Annotated in this window: 18 protein-coding genes; 7 read left to right on the top strand and 11 right to left on the bottom strand. The window is 42.9% G+C overall.

The window, feature by feature from the left end; genetic code table 11:
- Positions 1-293: 293 nt before the first annotated feature.
- The gene (locus OCV27_RS01180) at positions 294-833 is read left to right on the top strand and encodes a PadR family transcriptional regulator (protein ID WP_125319337.1); all 540 of its coding nucleotides are present in this window, start codon (positions 294-296) and stop codon (positions 831-833) included.
- 55 nt (positions 834-888) lie between these two features.
- Here the strand turns inward: OCV27_RS01180 and cysE are convergent, their stop codons facing one another.
- The 5 genes from cysE to epmA form a co-directional block, all read right to left on the bottom strand.
- Positions 889-1,710, bottom strand: coding sequence for a serine O-acetyltransferase (cysE, locus tag OCV27_RS01175; RefSeq protein WP_125319336.1), 822 nt, complete (start codon positions 1,708-1,710; stop codon positions 889-891).
- Between the two features lie 57 nt (positions 1,711-1,767).
- A complete protein-coding gene (gene gpsA / locus OCV27_RS01170) occupies positions 1,768-2,802 on the bottom strand; it encodes an NAD(P)H-dependent glycerol-3-phosphate dehydrogenase (RefSeq protein ID WP_125319335.1) in 1,035 nt (344 codons plus the stop codon).
- Between the two features lie 219 nt (positions 2,803-3,021).
- Entirely contained in the window at positions 3,022-3,489 is a 468-nt protein-coding gene (secB, locus tag OCV27_RS01165; protein WP_125319334.1) for a protein-export chaperone SecB, read from the bottom strand.
- A 135-nt stretch (positions 3,490-3,624) separates the two neighbouring features.
- Positions 3,625-4,059 carry a rhodanese-like domain-containing protein gene (locus tag OCV27_RS01160; protein WP_125319333.1) on the bottom strand — a complete coding sequence of 145 codons (435 nt, stop codon included), beginning with the start codon at positions 4,057-4,059 and terminating at the stop codon, positions 3,625-3,627.
- A 111-nt stretch (positions 4,060-4,170) separates the two neighbouring features.
- Entirely contained in the window at positions 4,171-5,142 is a 972-nt protein-coding gene (gene epmA / locus OCV27_RS01155; protein ID WP_125319332.1) for an elongation factor P--(R)-beta-lysine ligase, read from the bottom strand.
- A gap of 411 nt (positions 5,143-5,553) precedes the next feature.
- On the opposite strand from epmA, the gene frdA reads away from it, so the two are divergent.
- The 4 genes from frdA to frdD are packed head-to-tail and all read left to right on the top strand — an operon-like array spanning position 5,554 to position 8,893.
- Positions 5,554-7,359, top strand: coding sequence for a fumarate reductase (quinol) flavoprotein subunit (gene frdA / locus OCV27_RS01150; RefSeq protein WP_125319331.1), 1,806 nt, complete (start codon positions 5,554-5,556; stop codon positions 7,357-7,359).
- Positions 7,359-8,117, top strand: a complete 759-nt coding sequence (locus OCV27_RS01145) for a succinate dehydrogenase/fumarate reductase iron-sulfur subunit (RefSeq protein ID WP_125319330.1) — start codon at positions 7,359-7,361, stop codon at positions 8,115-8,117. Before frdA ends, OCV27_RS01145 begins: the two co-directional genes overlap by 1 nt.
- Before the next feature lie 2 nt (positions 8,118-8,119).
- Entirely contained in the window at positions 8,120-8,503 is a 384-nt protein-coding gene (gene frdC / locus OCV27_RS01140; RefSeq protein ID WP_125319329.1) for a fumarate reductase subunit FrdC, read from the top strand.
- 12 nt (positions 8,504-8,515) lie between these two features.
- Positions 8,516-8,893, top strand: a complete 378-nt coding sequence (gene frdD, locus OCV27_RS01135) for a fumarate reductase subunit FrdD (protein WP_125319328.1) — start codon at positions 8,516-8,518, stop codon at positions 8,891-8,893.
- Between the two features lie 95 nt (positions 8,894-8,988).
- Here frdD and OCV27_RS01130 read toward each other — a convergent pair whose 3' ends face one another.
- From OCV27_RS01130 to priA, 6 genes are all read right to left on the bottom strand, one after another.
- Entirely contained in the window at positions 8,989-9,672 is a 684-nt protein-coding gene (locus tag OCV27_RS01130; RefSeq protein WP_125319327.1) for a nitroreductase family protein, read from the bottom strand.
- A gap of 170 nt (positions 9,673-9,842) precedes the next feature.
- Entirely contained in the window at positions 9,843-11,174 is a 1,332-nt protein-coding gene (gene hslU, locus OCV27_RS01125) for an HslU--HslV peptidase ATPase subunit (RefSeq protein WP_125319326.1), read from the bottom strand.
- A 38-nt stretch (positions 11,175-11,212) separates the two neighbouring features.
- The gene (gene hslV, locus OCV27_RS01120; protein ID WP_125319325.1) at positions 11,213-11,755 is read right to left on the bottom strand and encodes an ATP-dependent protease subunit HslV; all 543 of its coding nucleotides are present in this window, start codon (positions 11,753-11,755) and stop codon (positions 11,213-11,215) included.
- A gap of 154 nt (positions 11,756-11,909) precedes the next feature.
- Positions 11,910-12,452 carry an SPOR domain-containing protein gene (locus tag OCV27_RS01115; protein WP_125319324.1) on the bottom strand — a complete coding sequence of 181 codons (543 nt, stop codon included), beginning with the start codon at positions 12,450-12,452 and terminating at the stop codon, positions 11,910-11,912.
- Between the two features lie 131 nt (positions 12,453-12,583).
- Positions 12,584-13,591, bottom strand: a complete 1,008-nt coding sequence (gene cytR / locus OCV27_RS01110; protein ID WP_125319323.1) for a DNA-binding transcriptional regulator CytR — start codon at positions 13,589-13,591, stop codon at positions 12,584-12,586.
- Between the two features lie 248 nt (positions 13,592-13,839).
- Positions 13,840-16,038, bottom strand: coding sequence for a primosomal protein N' (priA, locus tag OCV27_RS01105; protein ID WP_125319322.1), 2,199 nt, complete (start codon positions 16,036-16,038; stop codon positions 13,840-13,842).
- 281 nt (positions 16,039-16,319) lie between these two features.
- Here priA and rpmE point away from each other — a divergent pair, with 281 nt between their 5' ends.
- Both rpmE and OCV27_RS01095 read left to right on the top strand, forming a co-directional pair.
- Positions 16,320-16,535 carry a 50S ribosomal protein L31 gene (gene rpmE / locus OCV27_RS01100; protein WP_125319321.1) on the top strand — a complete coding sequence of 72 codons (216 nt, stop codon included), beginning with the start codon at positions 16,320-16,322 and terminating at the stop codon, positions 16,533-16,535.
- Between the two features lie 243 nt (positions 16,536-16,778).
- Entirely contained in the window at positions 16,779-18,056 is a 1,278-nt protein-coding gene (locus OCV27_RS01095) for a malic enzyme-like NAD(P)-binding protein (protein ID WP_125319320.1), read from the top strand.
- The last annotated feature ends 41 nt before the right edge of the window (positions 18,057-18,097 follow it).

Raw genomic sequence — 18,097 nt, 5'->3', positions numbered from 1 at the left:
AAAAACAAGAAATTCAGAATAATAATCTGATATAATAATTTATTGAGCTAATTATCAGTTTTTTTGGCTCAATTGGTTTTTCTATTCCACTTTATGCTTATTATTTAGATATAATATTGCTCCTTTGCGATGAACAATAAAATTTATAAATCGCTCTAGGTGATAAAACGGCTTTTAAGGTGACATGGCCAACTTTGTTGGCGCTGCTAAAAATTTACTGATGAGAAGTGCCATAGAAGCACAACAGTAATTAAGCAGTTATTAGTATTTATTTGACCATTTGGATTAAAGACATGTCATTACCACACGTTATCCTAACAGTTCTCAGCACACGTAATGCAACTGGATATGATATCACCAAAGAATTCTCAGCCACTATTGGCTATTTTTGGAAAGCAAGCCATCAGCAGGTCTATCGCGAGCTCAACAAAATGGCTCAAAACCAGCTGGTTACTTGTGTTTTAGAGCCTCAGGAAGGCAAACCAGACCGCAAAGTTTACTCAATTACTGAAGCAGGACGCGTTGCTCTTGGTGATTGGTTCGATCAACCAACAGCCCATCCAACAGTTCGTGATGAGTTTTGTGCTAAGTTGATGGCTTGCGCTGTACAACCATCCGCACCTTATCGCAAGCAACTTGGGGAACTAGTCGAAGAATCACGTAGGCTTGTTGCGCATTACAAAGAAATCGAGAATGCTTATTACTCAGCACCTGCGACACTCGACAAACAACAGCGTCTTGAACGTTTGACACTGCGTCGCAATCTATTAGTACGCCAAGCATGGGTAGAATGGGCCGAAGAAACACTTTCAGAGCTCGATGCACTAGCCTAAAATGATTAAAGAAGTTAAAGGGTTGATCTATAGTCAACCCTTTATTTTAACGACCTTAGATACCATCACCACCGACAAAACTTTGAGAACGGCCATTAAATTGTTGGTCCATATCAAGAGAAGGCTTATCAGTCTTAGGACGCCCAACAATTTTAGCAGGGACACCAGCTACCGTAGTATGAGGTGGTACTGGTTGTAAAACCACAGAACAAGAACCAATTTTAGCACCTTCACCAACCTCGATATTACCAAGGACCTTGGCACCAGCACCTATCATCACACCCTCACGTATTTTCGGATGTCGATCACCACATGCCTTACCTGTACCACCTAAAGTAACATCCTGAAGGATCGATACATCATTTTCGACAATCGCCGTTTCACCAATGACTATTCCCGTCGCATGATCAAGCATAATACCTTGGCCTATACTTGCAGCAGGGTGGATATCCACCTGACAAGCAACGGAGATTTGATTTTGCAGATAGGTCGCAAGCGCTATTCGCCCTTGGTTCCATAACCAATTGGCCACACGATATCCCTGAAGAGCATGGTATCCTTTCAAGTACATCAAAGGCATAGAATACATAGAAACAGCAGGGTCACGATTCACTGTGGCACAAATATCACAAGCAGCAGCCTCAGTGATGGAGTTATCAGCATTAAAAGCTTCTTCAACCACTTCACGGACAGCCATCGCTGGCATTGATGCCGTGTTGAGTTTATTTGCTAAAATATAGCTTAAGGCAGCAGCTAGGCTATCATGCTTAATGATCGTGGCATGATAGAAACTTGCCAGCATAGGCTCTTGCTCAGATAAGTCACGAGCTTCTTCCACTATCGTCTGCCAAATTTTCTGTGTTTCACAATGTTTCATTTCTCAACCTTACATCCAAATACATCTAGATGCCTTTACCTTGAAAGTTGTCGACCTCTAAACTTCTGCTTTTTTATCACGGGCGAGTAAATCCCTTGCAGCAAGGTGCGCATCTTTACCTTGATACAATACTTGATATATTTGGTCAACAATTGGTAATTCAACACCCACTCTTTTTGACAGCAGCCACACTTCTTTCGTGTTGCGATACCCTTCAACAACCTGACCTATTTCATCCTGAGCGTCTTGTACTCCTTTACCCTCTCCCAATGCTAAGCCAAAACGGCGGTTACGGGACTGATTATCTGTACAAGTCAATACAAGATCACCAAGCCCAGCCATTCCCATAAAGGTTTCAGGTTGAGCTCCAAGTGCGACGCCAAGTCGAGTCATTTCTGCAAGCCCACGAGTAATAAGCGCAGTTCGAGCGTTAGCACCAAAACCAATACCATCAGACATACCTGCACCAATGGCAATGACATTTTTAACCGCCCCTCCAAGCTGCATACCAGTAAAGTCACTATTGGCATACACTCGAAAGGTTTTACTGCAATGTATTTTATCCTGAAGATCAGCAACAAAACCCTCATCTGGTGAAGCAACTGATATCGCAGTAGGCATACCCATAGCCAGTTCTTTTGCAAATGTTGGTCCTGAAAGCACAGCCAAAGGATAGCTATCACCAAGAGTTTCTTTGGCAACATCTTGAAGCAAACGACCTGTTTCTGGTTCTAGACCTTTTGTCGCCCAACAAAGCCTAGAGTCTTTGCGCAAATGAGGTTTAATCTTAGTCAATACTTCAGCAAAAACATGGCTTGGAACAACAATAAGCAAGTCTCGACTCTCTTGAACTGCCTTTGCCAAATCAGGCTCCACAATCAGCGATGGCGGAAATTCAACTCCAGGCAAAAATGCATGGTTAGCGCGCTCTAACTGTAGACGTGCCATATGTTCAGAATTGTGCCCCCAGAGGATTACATTTTCACCATTTCTAGCCAATGATATTGCGAGAGACGTACCATAGGAGCCTGCGCCAAGTATCGTCATTGCTATATTTTTACTGTCGCTGCTCATGGTGTATGTATCTGTCATGATTTTACCTGATAAGTATTGAAGGCCAACGAATCATGTGCGTTGATCCTAAATTAAACATTCCGTCTGATAGTAAACGAATCATCAGAAGAGTGAGTGCCGCTACACAACATTGTACGTCCAAAATGACAATAGTACGTCGAAAATGAAAAATGCACATTGCATCACTCATGTGAACGCCCTGTGCATTTCATTGAACTTCAGTAATAGCCTTGAAAGTTAGGCTTCTACCTTACCTTCTTCCTGAGCTTGTTGCTGCAAGTAATTCATGAACAATGAATCAAAGTTCACTGGCGCAAGGTTAAGTTGCGGGAAAGTTCCTTTTACTACCAAGCTTGAGATGGTCTCACGAGCATAAGGGAAAAGAATATTTGGGCAGAATGCACCTAAACAATGAGCAAGCTGACCTGACTCCATTTTCTCAGCGGTAAAAATGCCACCTTGTTGAACTTCACATAAAAACGCTGTTTCTTCTTCATTTTTCACTGTCACGGTTAAACGTAGTACAACTTCATACACGCCTTCACCAAGTTCACGGCTCTGAGTATCTAAATCAAGTTTGACATCTGGATTCCACTCTTTTTGAAACATGCTTGGTGAGTTAGGTGCTTCAAAAGAAACATCTTTAAGAAAAATACGTTGAATTGCGAAGTTCTGAGCTTCTTGTTGTGGTGCTGCTTCAGCCATTTTAAAATCCTTTACTAATCGAGTTGCCTGCGTAGAGGCCTAGCGAGAGTTTTATTCATAGGTGCCATTATCAAAAATGCCACCCCTCTCATACAAACACCGCTTTCTCAAGCGACGCTCAAAAACCATTGAGAATTACTTTTTGCCTTTCACTAATGGGAGATTTGCTTCATTCCAAGCAATCAGACCATTTTTAAGCAAGCTGACATTTTCAAATCCAGCATTTGCCAGAAGGTTAGCACTCTCTTGCGCTGTCTGACCTGTCTTGCATACAACGATAATTGGGTTTGATTTATAATTTTCAAGTTTACCTAAGTTACCTGCTTTAATATCAGAAGGTAAAATGTGAACTGCGTCCGTAATATGCCCTGTGCGAAAGTCATCTTTACTACGGATATCAATCACAACGCCTTTCTCACGGTTCATTAGGTATGTGGTTTGTGATGCTGTGATTTCTTTATAAGCCGCTGTACTTGTTTTCACTATATTCATGATAAGGGCAACCAATATGCCTACCCAAACCAAAGAAAGGATCAAATTTTCTTGAAAAAATGCGATGTACTCTTGCATATCCTGCGCTCTTCGATACTAGAGCCGCTTATTGGTAGCGGCCCTGAAATGTAAATTTAGACCGCCATTATAACGAGGATAGCCTCTCTTAGCGAGATATAACCTATAGATTCACGCCCTGTTAAAAGGAAAGGCCATTACCTGTTCAATGTGCTCTTCTTGAGCAGCTAGCATCATAAGTCGGTCTATCCCCAAAGCAACACCCGCACATTTAGGTAAACCGGCCTCAAGAGCTTGAATCAGCTGATAGTCAATCGGCTGGGTCGACAAACCTAAGTGCTCACGCTTATGGTTATCTTCTTCAAAACGTTGCAGTTGCTCATCTGCACTATCAAGTTCATGAAAGCCATTAGCAAGTTCAACACCTTTAAAATACACTTCAAACCGCTCTGCGACTCTAGGGTCCTTGAGACTAATTTTAGACAGAGCTGCTTGAGATGCAGGAAAATCATAAACAAACGCTGGTTGCTGCTGACCAATTTTAGTTTCAATGCCAACACTAAATAACAGCTGTAGCACAGTATCTCGGTCTTTCTCATCCTGAGCTATATCACCAAGTCCCAAATTATTTGCAACCTCTCTTAAGTCAGACATTGGAGCTTCTAATGGACATACACCCAACACGTCAAGAAATGCCTGTTGATAGGTCATACGGCTAGCTGGCTTTACTTTAAGAATCAGCTGCATAAGTTGATCCATTTCATCCATTAACTGGTGGTGGTTAAAGCCTACCCTATACCACTCCAACATAGTAAATTCAGGGTTATGATAGCGCCCACTTTCTTCATTCCTAAAAGATTTACAAATCTGATAAATACAGCCACTTCCTGCGGCCAAAAGACGTTTCATGTGAAACTCAGGGCTAGTCATTAAGTACAAGGCTTGGCCTTTAGCAAAATTTGGCCCAACAAAATTTGTCTCAAAGGCATGTAAGTGTATGTCTGTCACCGCTGCATGACTAAGCGCAGGCGTATCAACTTCTAATACACTTCTATCACTAAAAAATTGACGGATTTTCTGTAGTAATGTCGCTCGGTCTTTGATCTGGTCCAACGACGCCACTGGCTGCCAAGTTTTATGCATATCTGACTACTCATGAATATCTTTTCTGAGTGAGAAATTATCACCTTTGACTGCATTTGCAAGCCTTGCAACCACTTAGTTTCAATACAGACAGAGACTGGAGTTAATAGAACTATGAAATACTGCGAAACAACCCATTATAGAAATCAGACAAGGCAAAGTAATAACAGATTTTTACACTAATGTTTTTATTCAGCACATTATTAAATGGAAGTGTTGAGTAAAAACATGTCGTGATAGCACTCACATTACGGATATTTTTTATACTTATATGTGCATTACCGAAGCAAAAACCTAATTACATCAATTTTTATCGCTCACCTCTCTCTTACACTAACCTCAACTTTTATAGGGGCTTGCCCTTAACAATAACAAGCGGATAACTCCGCAATTTCATACTGGAGGATAACTGTGAAAACCATCACCACAGATATCGCAGTCATCGGTGCTGGCGGAGCTGGTCTTCGCACCGCTATTGCAGCAGCTGAGGCGAACCCTAATTTAGACATTGCACTTATTTCTAAGGTCTACCCAATGCGATCTCATACTGTCGCAGCAGAAGGTGGCTCAGCAGCAGTTATCAAGGATGAAGACAGTTTAGACAATCACTTCAACGATACTGTTGGAGGTGGCGATTGGCTATGCGAGCAGGACGTTGTTGAATATTTCGTAAAAAATGCAACCCAAGAAATGGTCCAAATGGAACAATGGGGTTGCCCATGGAGCAGAAAACCCAACGGTGAGGTCAATGTGCGTCGCTTTGGAGGTATGAAAGTTGAGCGCACTTGGTTTGCAGCCGACAAAACTGGCTTTCATATGCTGCATACTTTGTTTCAAACCTCAATTAAATACCCAAACATCAAACGATTTGATGAATACTTTGTCGTTGACTTACTCGTTGACGACGGGGATATCCAGGGGCTCGTCGCTATTCATATGTCAGAAGGTGAACTGATAGCAATTAAAGCCAAATCTGTTGTTCTGGCAACAGGAGGCGCAGGTCGTGTCTATCACTGCAATACAAATGGAGGTATTGTTACCGGAGATGGCATGGCAATGGCTTATCGTCATGGCATTCCATTAAGAGACATGGAATTTGTTCAATACCATCCAACAGGGTTACCAGGCACAGGCATTTTAATGACGGAAGGTTGCCGTGGTGAAGGTGGGATTATCGTTAACAAAAATGGCTATCGATACCTACAAGATTATGGCATGGGACCAGAGACACCGGTTGGCCAACCTAAGAATAAACACATGGAACTCGGCCCTCGTGACAAGGTTTCGCAAGCGTTTTGGCACGAACAACAAAAAGGCAACACCATCAAACATCCACTTGGTGATGTTGTCCATTTAGACTTACGCCACTTAGGCGAAGACTACCTTCAGGAACGCTTACCCTTTATCTGTGAATTGGCCAAAGCTTATGCCAATGTTGATCCAGCAAAAAAACCGATTCCTATCCGCCCCACCGTCCATTACACCATGGGTGGCATCGAAACAAACCAAAAATGTGAAACTCGGATTAAAGGTCTATTTTCTGTCGGGGAATGTGCATCTGTCGGGCTTCATGGCGCAAATCGTTTAGGCTCCAACTCACTGGCTGAATTTGTTGTATTTGGACGTGTTGCTGGCGAACAAGCGGTCAAACACGCTGCCGAGTTCAAGGGCTGGAATCAAGCATCTATATCAGAACAAATTCAATTGGTTGAGCGAAGAATAAAAGCCTTAATGAATCAGGATGGTAATGAAAACTGGGCAGATATACGTAATGAAATGGGACACGCTATGGAAGCAGGCTGTGGCATATACCGTCAGCACGATTTGATGCAAATAACTATAGATAAGATTGCCGAGCTAAAAGAGCGTTTAAAGCGCGTGAGCATAAAAGACAAAGGTAAGGTCTTTAATACCGACCTACTCTACGCCATCGAGGTAGGTTATGGATTAGAGGTCGCAGAAGCCATGGTGCATTCAGCGATGTTACGCAAAGAATCACGAGGTGCCCACCAACGCCTCGACGATGGATGTACTGAGCGAGATGATACTCATTTTCTCAAACATTCCTTGGCTTTCTATAATAAGGATGCTGCGCCAAATATCGAATACAGCGACGTCACTATTACCAAGTCACAGCCTAAAGCTCGCCTATATGGCGAAGCGGCAGAAAAAGCCGCCACACAAGAAAATAAGAGTTCATTACAGGAGAACATGTAATGTCTGATAGTCGAATCCAAAAAGTCGAGATTTTACGCTACGATCCTGAACAAGACACGAAGCCACATTGGCAAACATTTAACATTCCCTTTGATGACACTATGTCTACTTTAGATGCATTAGGCTATATCAAAGATAATTTGGATAAAAACTTATCCTATCGCTGGTCTTGCCGAATGGCGATTTGTGGTTCATGCGGGATCATGGTTAATGGCATCCCTAAATTGGCTTGCAAAAGCTTTTTACGTGACTACTCTGACGGCATAAAAATTGAGCCCCTAGCTAACTTCGCAATCGAAAAAGACTTAATCGTCGACATGACGCCTTTTATCGAGCGACTAGAAGCGATCAAACCTTACATTATCGGCAATGATCGTACCCCCAAAGACGGCACCAATATACAAACTCCAGAACAAATGGCCAGATATAAACAATTTGCTGGCTGTATTAACTGCGGATTATGTTATGCCGCTTGTCCTCAGTTTGGGCTAAACCCTGAATTTATCGGGCCTGCCGCGCTAACTCTTGCCCATCGTTATAACTTAGATAGCCGTGATAAAGGTAAAGCACAGCGTATGGCAATGATTAATGGTGTCAATGGCGCTTGGGGCTGTACTTTTGTGGGGTACTGCTCTGAAGTTTGCCCGAAAAATGTTGACCCAGCTGCCGCAGTCAATCAAGGCAAAGTCGAATCCTCAATGGACTTTGTCATTGCAATGCTAAAGCCTGATGGCAAGCCAATAGCACAGGAGGCTTGAGGATGAGTAATCGCAAACCCTACGTCCGTAAAATAACTCGGACTTGGTGGAAAGATCACCCTTTTTACCGCTTCTATATGCTTCGAGAGGCGACAGTTTTGCCCTTAGTTTTATTCACCTTGTTCCTCACATTCGGTTTAGGATCTCTGGTAAAAGGAGCAGATGCTTGGCACACTTGGCTTGAGTTCATGGCCAGCCCCATAGTTATTACAATTAATCTTCTTGCGCTGGCGGGGAGCCTGCTTCATGCACAAACGTTCTTTAGTATGATGCCTCAAGTTATGCCAATTCGCATAAAAGGCAAACTCTTAGATAAGAAGATGATTGTTTTTGCTCAATGGGCAGCCGTCGCATTCATTTCGCTAATTGTACTTATTATGGTGTAAGGAGCTATGACTATGAAACCTAACTTTTCTGTAGACACAGCCCCAAAACGTTCCGACGAGCCAATCTGGTGGAGTTTATTTGGTGCCGGTGGGACTTGGTTCGCCATGATAACTCCAATCACAATTCTAGTGCTGGGGGTATTAGTGCCTATGGGCATTATCGAACCCGAGGCTCTAAGCTATGAACGAACTAAAGCCTTTGCTAGTAGTCTCATTGGTGGGCTATTTATCATCGCGACTCTTGCATTGCCAATGTGGCATGCTACGCACCGTATCCATCATGGCATGCACGATCTAAAAATACATGTAGGTCTAATAGGTAAGATTGCTTGTTATGCATTTTCAGCAATAATCTCAACCTTAGCTGTGGTTTTTATCGTCATGCTATAGCGAGATAACAATATGGGCCTGAAGCTCTGTCAAGATGAACTTGTCTAGAAACTGTAGGCCCAAGTATTTTCACACCCATCTATTGCTTGATACTTTCATTCAATAAAAGTCGCGATATCATCTAATGCTTTCTTGTTTAATGCGTGTTCAGGTATGGTAGCCACTTCATCTGGATAGCCTGTCACGATTAACATGTAAGGCCTATCAATGTCTGGATCACGGCGACATATTCCAGTCAAAAAACTCATTGGTTTTGGCGTGTGAGTTAACGTTGCCAACCCAGCATTATGCAAAGCCTGAAGCAAAAACCCCGTAGCAATACCCACTGATTCATGCACATAGTAGTTCGCCTGCTCTCTATCATTATTGATACCACCTTTTTTCTTAGAAAATACCGCAATTAACCAAGGTGCTTTCTCCAAATATGGCTTATCAGCATCAGTTCCCAAAGGTTTTAATGCATCGAGCCACTCTTGGCCAGCCCGCCCTTGGTAAAAGGTTCGCTCAAGTTCCTCTGCAGCCTGCCTTATTTGCCCTTTAACTTGGCTATTATGAATTGCTACAAAGTGCCATGGCTGATGATTTGCTCCACTAGGGGCTGTCCCTGCTGCGCGTATACAATTCTCTATAATATCTTTTGCTACGCAACGCTCTGAAAAGTGGCGAATGGAATGGCGGCGCTTAAGTTGCTGATAGTTTCGCTTTGCACGTTCAGACATCTCCTCTACTGGTAATTCAATAAAATCGCTCAATGGATAATGAGATTCGGCGTTTGACATAAAGCTTCCTTACACTGTGAATATCATTCCAATATAGTGATCAATAATTATGTCGTGAGAGTAAAAATGTAAGGGGAATAAACACTGAGAGTCAGTGCAAGTTTTCTGGGCAAGAAAAAGCCGATCGTGTGATCGGCATTACTCAGGTCGTATCGGCCTTTCTAGAGGACTTAGAGAATAAAGCGACTTAGATCTTCATCTTCAACAGTGTCACCCAGTTTTCCTCTTACGTATTCAGCATCAATAGTTAGTTTAGAACCAGCTTTTTCTGTTGCTTCGAAAGAAATTTCATCCATCAAACGTTCCATGACAGTGTGTAAGCGGCGGGCTCCGATATTCTCAGTGTTCTCGTTAACCGTCCAAGCAGCATCAGCAATTTGAGCAATACCATCTTGGGTAAAATCAATATCAACATCTTCTGTTTTCATCAGCGCAACATACTGCTCTGACAAAGAAGCTTTAGGCTCAGTTAAGATACGTTTGAAATCGTCACTTGAAAGCGCCTCTAACTCAACGCGGATAGGCAAGCGCCCCTGTAATTCAGGGATTAAATCTGAAGGCTTGGCAACTTGAAACGCACCTGAAGCAACGAACAAGATATGGTCTGTTTTTACCATGCCGTGTTTAGTTGACACCGTACTACCCTCAATAAGTGGCAGTAAATCTCTCTGGACACCCTCACGAGATACATCCGGGCCAGAGCTTTCACCACGCTTACAAATCTTGTCGATTTCATCAATGAATACAATACCATTGTTCTCAACATTGAAAATCGCCTGCTCTTTAAGCTCTTCTTGATTAACCAATTTAGCGGCTTCTTCTTCAGTTAAAGCTTTAAAAGCATCTTTAATCTTAAGCTTGCGTTTTTTCTTAGTTTCACCTGCCAAGTTTTGGAACATGCCTTGTAGTTGATTGGTCATTTCTTCCATGCCTGGAGGAGCCATGATTTCCACACCCATTTGAGGTGCAGAGACATCAACTTCAATTTCTTTATCGTCTAATTTACCTTCTCGCAGCTTTTTGCGAAAAGCCTGACGAGTAGTGGAACTCTCCTCAGCTTGTTCACTTTGCCCCCAAGCATCACGTGCTGGTGGTAAAAGCGCATCCAGAATACGCTCTTCGGCCTGCTCTTCTGCTCGAAACTGGACTTTTTCCATGGCTTGCTGGTGAGTCAATTTAATCGCCACATCAGTCAGGTCACGAATAATCGTTTCCACTTCTTTACCAACATAGCCAACTTCTGTGAACTTTGTCGCTTCCACCTTAATGAAAGGCGCATTTGCAAGCTTAGCAAGGCGACGAGCAATTTCAGTTTTACCAACACCCGTTGGACCAATCATTAAAATATTCTTAGGAGTAACTTCAACACGCAGACTTTCTTCCAACTGCATTCGGCGCCAGCGATTACGCAAAGCAATAGCAACAGAGCGTTTCGCATTATCTTGGCCGATAATATGACGATTTAGTTCATGAACAATTTCGCGAGGAGTCATTTCAGACATAATCAAATTCCTTTAATTCTTATAACCACTATCTTTGCTTATTCAGTCTTATCTACTGGAGTTTCTAGTTCTTCGATAGTGTGATATTGATTAGTAAACACACAGATATCGCCTGCGATTTTTAGCGATTTCTGCGCGATCTCACCTGCATCCAACTCAGTATTTTCAAGTAATGCCGTCGCTGCTGCTTGGGCAAAACTCCCCCCAGAACCTATAGCAATCAGATCGTTTTCTGGCTGAACAACATCACCGTTCCCCGTAATAATCAAGGACGCAGTCTCGTCGGCCACAGCCAGCAAGGCTTCCAACTTTCTCAACGCACGATCACTGCGCCAATCTTTTGCTAGCTCGACGGCTGCCTTAGTCAGATGACCCTGATGCATTTGCAGCTTACTTTCAAAACGCTCAAAGAGAGTAAATGCGTCGGCTGTACCACCAGCAAAACCAGCCAACACTTTATTGTTGTATAGGCGACGAACTTTACGTGCGTTCCCTTTCATTACAGTGTTACCTAGTGATACCTGTCCATCACCTGCGATGACGACTTTATTATTTCGGCGTACAGATACAATAGTAGTCACGAGTGGAGCCTCATAAGTATTTTAATTTCAATGTTAGACAATATATGAGGTTAATAATTGACAAATTCAAGGGAAGAAAGTATTTCAATCAAGAATACCAAATCACGTAACGGCTCTTTAGCATTCCATGCCAACAATCAAAAAATCCATTTGATTACTGCGTATCTTTCCAAATGGCGCAAGGCTCTATCTTCACACGTTGCAGCTTGTGCTTATCTCTTTCAGCATCACGTTTATATTTGTAAGGACCAAGAACAACTCGATACCATTTACTGCCTTCTTTTTTGCGTATTTTGCTATTTATACCTTGAAAAGCGATATCAAGCTTACGAGCTTCAGCCTGATCTGCATTGGTATAAGCTCCACACTGCATAATGTATGGAATCTCGGATACCACTTGCTCTTTAGCTATCACTTCAATTTCGCGGCTTGGTAAAGATTCGACATAGTCCCACTTCTCTTGAGGAGGAGGCGGAAGAACTTTTTTTGGTTTTGACTTAGATTGCTTCTGCTGCACAACAGGTTGAGGCGGTTCTGGATCATTACTCAAAATATAAAGCCCATAACCAAACCCTCCAGCCAATCCCAAAGCCAACAAACCGCTTCGCCAAGGTTTTCTGCGGGATGACGGTTTCTTACGCGAGGTTTTTCTCCCACTATTACCGCGACCGCGTTTTACATAATCTCTATTTGCCACTGCTGTATATCTATGTCTGCAACCTCTGTTGCTATGGTAATGCAGATTGCGTCCCGATAACAGTGGGGAAATGGAAGCGACACATCAAAATGTATCGCTTTTGAACCTAGCTTAAAAATCAGCTCTAACAATTAACAATTTCTGGGAGGAGCTGCGCTATCTCGAATAATCAATTGAGTTTCGAGTAAACGAGACCCAGCTCTAACATCATGTCCCCTCAATAGATCTAGCATCATCAACATAGCTTGACGGCCTATTTCATAGCGAGGCTGTGAAATTGTCGTTAATGGCGGATCGCAATATTGCGCAAAGTGAATATCATCAAAGCCTACTACAGACAAGTCTGTAGGTACGCGCAAGCCTAATTTTTTCGCTTCTTGAATGGCTCCAATCGCCATAGCGTCGTTATGACAAAAAATAGCAGTAGGCGGCTCAGGCAACGCTAATAGCTGCCTAATCCCTTTGGCACCATCTTCAAATGTAAAGCGCCCCTGAATACAGTAATTGGGATTCATGGTAATACCCGCTCGACGGAGCGCTTGCTGATACCCTTGGTGACGAAACTGGCACAAAACTGCGGACTCTGGTCCAGATAGTTGAGCTATGCGCTTGTGCCCCATTTGAGTCAAATAATTTACGACTTCAAATGCTGAAGTTAGGTTATCAATATGTACCGTAGGTAGCTCAAGTTCTGGCGCAAATTCACATGCCATTACCATTGGCGGTAAATTTTTCTGTTCTGGCTTGCTGACATCAAATGGTAAATCAGTTCCAAGCAGCAACATACCATCTGCCTGTTTGGTAAAAACCAAATTAACGAAAGAGCTCTCTCGTTTTTTCTGTTGCCCACTATCACCAAGTAACACTATGTATCCATGCTCCACAGCTGCATCTTCAATCCCACGAATAATTTCGGTGTAGTAGGGATCGCAGATATCTGGAATGATAGCTATTATAGTTTTAGACTCATTCCTACGTAGGTTACGTGCCAGTGAATTAGGTGAGTACCCTGCCTCTAACACCGCATCCTCGACTCGCTTCCTTGTGGCTGAAGATACTTTTTCCGGATTCATAAGCGCCCGCGATACCGTCGCAGTTGAAACGCCAGCCAGCTGAGCAACATCCTTCATTGTCGCCATAGATTTATTACCCTCTTTATTTTCTAAACTATGGTAGCGCCTTATGCTACCTGAATCGATAGTGATAGGCTGCCCCCCTACCAAAACGATTATCTTCCCGATAAATCGTTTATCTATCGCGTATCATTAAAATAAATCATTCAAATCAATTCATAGTTTATTCATTTCAGCGCAGAATATTACGGGGTGATTAACAAAAATCAGACTAGCTGCGAGATATGAATCACAATTAAATGAAAAAGCTGAAATCAGCTTAAATCCTGCGGCTCAATATCTAATGACCAGCGCACTTTTTTCGAATTTGGCAACATCTGGATCGCTGGTTTAGCACTAATAAGCAACTTTTGCATTATTGAGCGACTCTTAGTCTGGAGTATCAATTGCCAACGGTGCCTACCCGCTCTTTTTGCGAGAGGCGCAGGTGTAGGTCCAAGGATTTGGCAATCCTGTTTAAATAGAGGGTGCACTTCAAGTGTATAACGCACTTGACGTAAAAAGTTCTCAACATCCTGAGATTGATTGGCTTCTGCACGAAACAAAGTTAAAAACGAATAGGGAGGCAAGTTGGCAATCTGCCGCTCTTGTAACGCAGACTCAGCAAAATGCCGATATCCATTGGTGATCAAGGTTTGGAGTAAGCTATGTTCAGGATGGTGAGTTTGAAGTATCACCTCTCCAGGTTTACTGGCGCGTCCAGCTCGACCAGCAACTTGAATAAATAATTGCGCTAACCTCTCAGGCGCTCTAAAGTCACTGCTGTACAAGGAGCCATCAACATCAAGTAAAGCCACAAGCGTCACATCAGGAAAGTGGTGCCCTTTTGCTAACATCTGAGTGCCAATTAAAATCTGATATTCCTTATTGCGAATGGCACCAAGAGCCGACTCTAAACTACCTTTACGTCTAGTGCTATCACGATCAATACGAATAGTTTTGTAATCTGGAAAAAGTATCGATAGTTGCTCCTGCAACTGCTCGGTGCCGACACCTACAGTAACCAGTTGAGAAGAACCACAGCCATGACACTGTCGTATCGTAGCTTGCTGGGAGCCACAATGATGACAACGTATTTCATTACTAGATTGATGATACGTATAATAAGCATCACATCTTTTACATTCAGCAATCCAACCACAATCATGACACATCAAAGCGGGAGAAAATCCACGGCGATTGAGAAACAGCATAACCTGATTACCTGCTTCAAGGTGCCTTCGCATCTCAGCAATTAAAACTGCTGAAAGGCCGCTTTCTAAATACTGCCCCTTAACGTCAATTACTCTGTTCGCGGGAGGCACAGCGTTACCAGCTCGCAGCGACAGGGTCAAATGGTGATATTTTCTAGATAATGCATTATGCAAAGTTTCGAGAGCTGGAGTAGCAGAACCAAGCACTATTGGTATATTCTCTTTACTCGCTCGCATGATAGCGACATCACGCGCATGATAGCGAAGACTGTCTTGCTGTTTATAAGAAGCATCATGCTCTTCATCAACAATAATAATGCCAAGGTCAGCAAAAGGCGTCATCAGCGCAGAGCGAGTACCAATGACAATACCCGCAGCTTTATCTCTCGCACTTAACCATGCATTTAACCTTTCACTGTCATTTAAGCCAGAGTGGATTACTGCAACAGGTAGGTTAAAACGTTTCCTAAATCGATTGATTGTTTGTGGTGTTAAGCCTATTTCTGGCACCAAAACCAAAGCTTGCTTGGCTTGCTCTAATACCGGCTTTATAAGGTTAAGATAAACTTCCGTTTTGCCTGAACCTGTAACTCCTTCAAGTAAAAAACAACCAAACCCCTGGAAGTTATTCACAGTTGCAATGGCGATGGCTTGCTCTTCATTTAATACAGGCCTGTCGACTTCGGCTTCAACACTATCTGGCCATTGAGGCTTTGGATTACTCTCAATCGATTCTATCCAGCCCTTTTGTGCTAATTTCTTTAATACGCTTGGAGCAACTTGTTGATCTATTATGTATTGATGTGAAGTAGGACCATTTTCTAGTATCCGCATCACTTGCGCATGCCTTACTGCACGACCAAAGCCTTGCATCAGCTGATCACGTCCAACTGACGTGATTCGCCATTCAATCAATGGGGCAAAAGTAGCGGGCTTTCCTTTGCGCAATAATGCTGGTAGAGCATTGGCTAATGTCTCACCCAATGGGTATTGGTAAAATTTGCCACACCACTGAAGAAGTTCGTATAAACCATTACTCCATATAGGCTCTCGGTCCAGTACCTGCTTAAGTGGCTTAAGTTTGTCCAAATCAAATTCAGAATCATTAGCCAGAGCAATAACAATCCCCACCATGCTTTTGGGCCCAAATGGCACCAGAACTCTACCACCGACAACAGCAGTCAAATGAGAAGGGATCTGATAATCGAACTGTTTATCAAGAGGAACCGGCAAAGCTACTCTGGCTATAGTTGGTCGCATATAGGAATAACACTGAAGAGAAGAAACGTTATCAGTCTAAGGGAAAAGTGACCTACGGGAAAGTAACGGGATTATGTTGGTCATCCGCTCTGCCTAACGGCTAAAAAAGTAGCAAATTAATGAGTAAATTGGTTGATCCTGAGCACTCTATTCATTAGAATGTCGCGCCTGAGTGATATGGCTTGCCAAAGTGCAGCGGTATCCAAAATGAAATTTTTTAACTTACGTGTGGTGTCCGGCTTAGAATCGGATAGCGACACGGCCTATATAGAGGTTTTCCCATGAAAGTTGGTATCCACCCAGAATACAAAGCAGTTAAAGCAACTTGCTCTTGCGGTAACTCTTTTGAGTTCAACTCAACTCTGACCAAAGAGTCAATCCACCTAGATGTATGTGATAAATGTCACCCATTCTACACTGGTAAGCAACGTATCGTTGATACTGGCGGCCGTGTTGATCGCTTCAACAAGCGCTTTGGTGCTCTTGCTTCTAAGTAAGAAATTACTTCTTAGAAGATGAAAAGGACGCGATCGCGTCCTTTTTTGTTTGCTGCCATATATCTTGCTTGATAGTTGTTACATACAGCCATTCAGTTGAGCTATCTCTCACTATCTGGTCTTATCTCCTATCAATTAGCTTATTTTGTCACTTTGGCTCGTACTCTCACCTTTGCAGCTTGATTGACTTAATCTAGAATGAACTTTCCCTATCCAAATCATTATTAACGAGTATCTACACCCATGTCCGATGACCATAGCCAAGCACTTTCTCCTGAAGAGCAATTCCGTCAGCAAGCTTTGGATTACCACGCACATCCAATAGCAGGTAAAATTTCCGTAGAGCTATCCAAACCAGCAGAAACAGCCGGTGACCTTGCACTTGCATACAGCCCTGGCGTTGCGGAACCTGTTCGTGAAATTGCGCAAAATGCAGACAATGTCTACAAGTACACCGCAAAAGGCAATATGGTCGCTGTCATCTCGAACGGTACAGCAATCTTAGGCCTTGGTAACTTAGGTCCTCTAGCATCAAAACCTGTCATGGAAGGGAAAGCACTATTATTTAAACGCTTTGCAGGTTTAGATTCTATCGACATTGAAGTTAAGCATCGTACACTTGAAGAGTTCATCGATACGGTCGCCAACATTGCAGATACCTTTGGTGGAATTAACTTAGAAGATATCAAAGCACCGGACTGCTTTGAAATCGAGAAGCAGCTTATCGAGCGCTGTGATGTGCCTGTCTTCCATGATGACCAACATGGCACGGCAATCGTTACAGCAGCAGGAATGCTCAACGCTATCGAACTACAAGGGAAAAAGCTCGAAGAAGCCACAATTGTGTGTTTAGGTGCAGGAGCTGCAGCCGTTGCATGTATGGAGCTTTTAATAAAGTGCGGCGCAATGCGTGAAAAAATCTATATGCTCGACCGCAAAGGTGTAATTCATACCCGCCGAGACGATCTCAATCAGTACAAACAGCTATTTGCGAACAATACAGATAAACGAACTCTAGAGGACGTAATAGAAGGTGCTGACCTATTTCTGGGTGTCTCAGGACCAAATTTGCTTGAACCTGAAGCGCTTAAATTAATGGCTGATAAGCCAATAGTGTTTGCTTGTTCTAATCCAGATCCTGAAATCAAACCAGAACTCGCCCATCAAGTTCGCGATGACCTCATCATGGGCACAGGACGCAGTGATTATCCAAACCAAGTAAACAATGTGCTATGTTTTCCATTTATTTTCCGCGGTGCTTTAGATGTGCGCGCCAGCGAAATTAATGACGCCATGAAGCTTGCTGCTGTCGACGCTATTAGAGAACTGGCTAAAGAAGACGTGCCTGCTGGTGTTCTAAAGGCCGCAGGAGTCGATAAGCTTGAGTTTGGAACAGATTATATTATTCCTAAACCTATGGACCCACGCCTATTACCACGTGTGGCCAAAGCTGTTGCGAATGCCGCAGTAGAATCAGGTGTTGCTCGTATCGAAATGCCTGATAATTATATGCAGTCATAACAGTATTTTTGTTACAAATAAAAAACCGCTGACTAAAAAGC

Origin of the sequence: Vibrio pectenicida (assembly GCA_024347015.1) — a bacterium.
In the GTDB taxonomy this organism is placed as follows: domain Bacteria; phylum Pseudomonadota; class Gammaproteobacteria; order Enterobacterales; family Vibrionaceae; genus Vibrio; species Vibrio pectenicida.
This window is presented reverse-complemented; position numbering and strand designations above follow the sequence as displayed.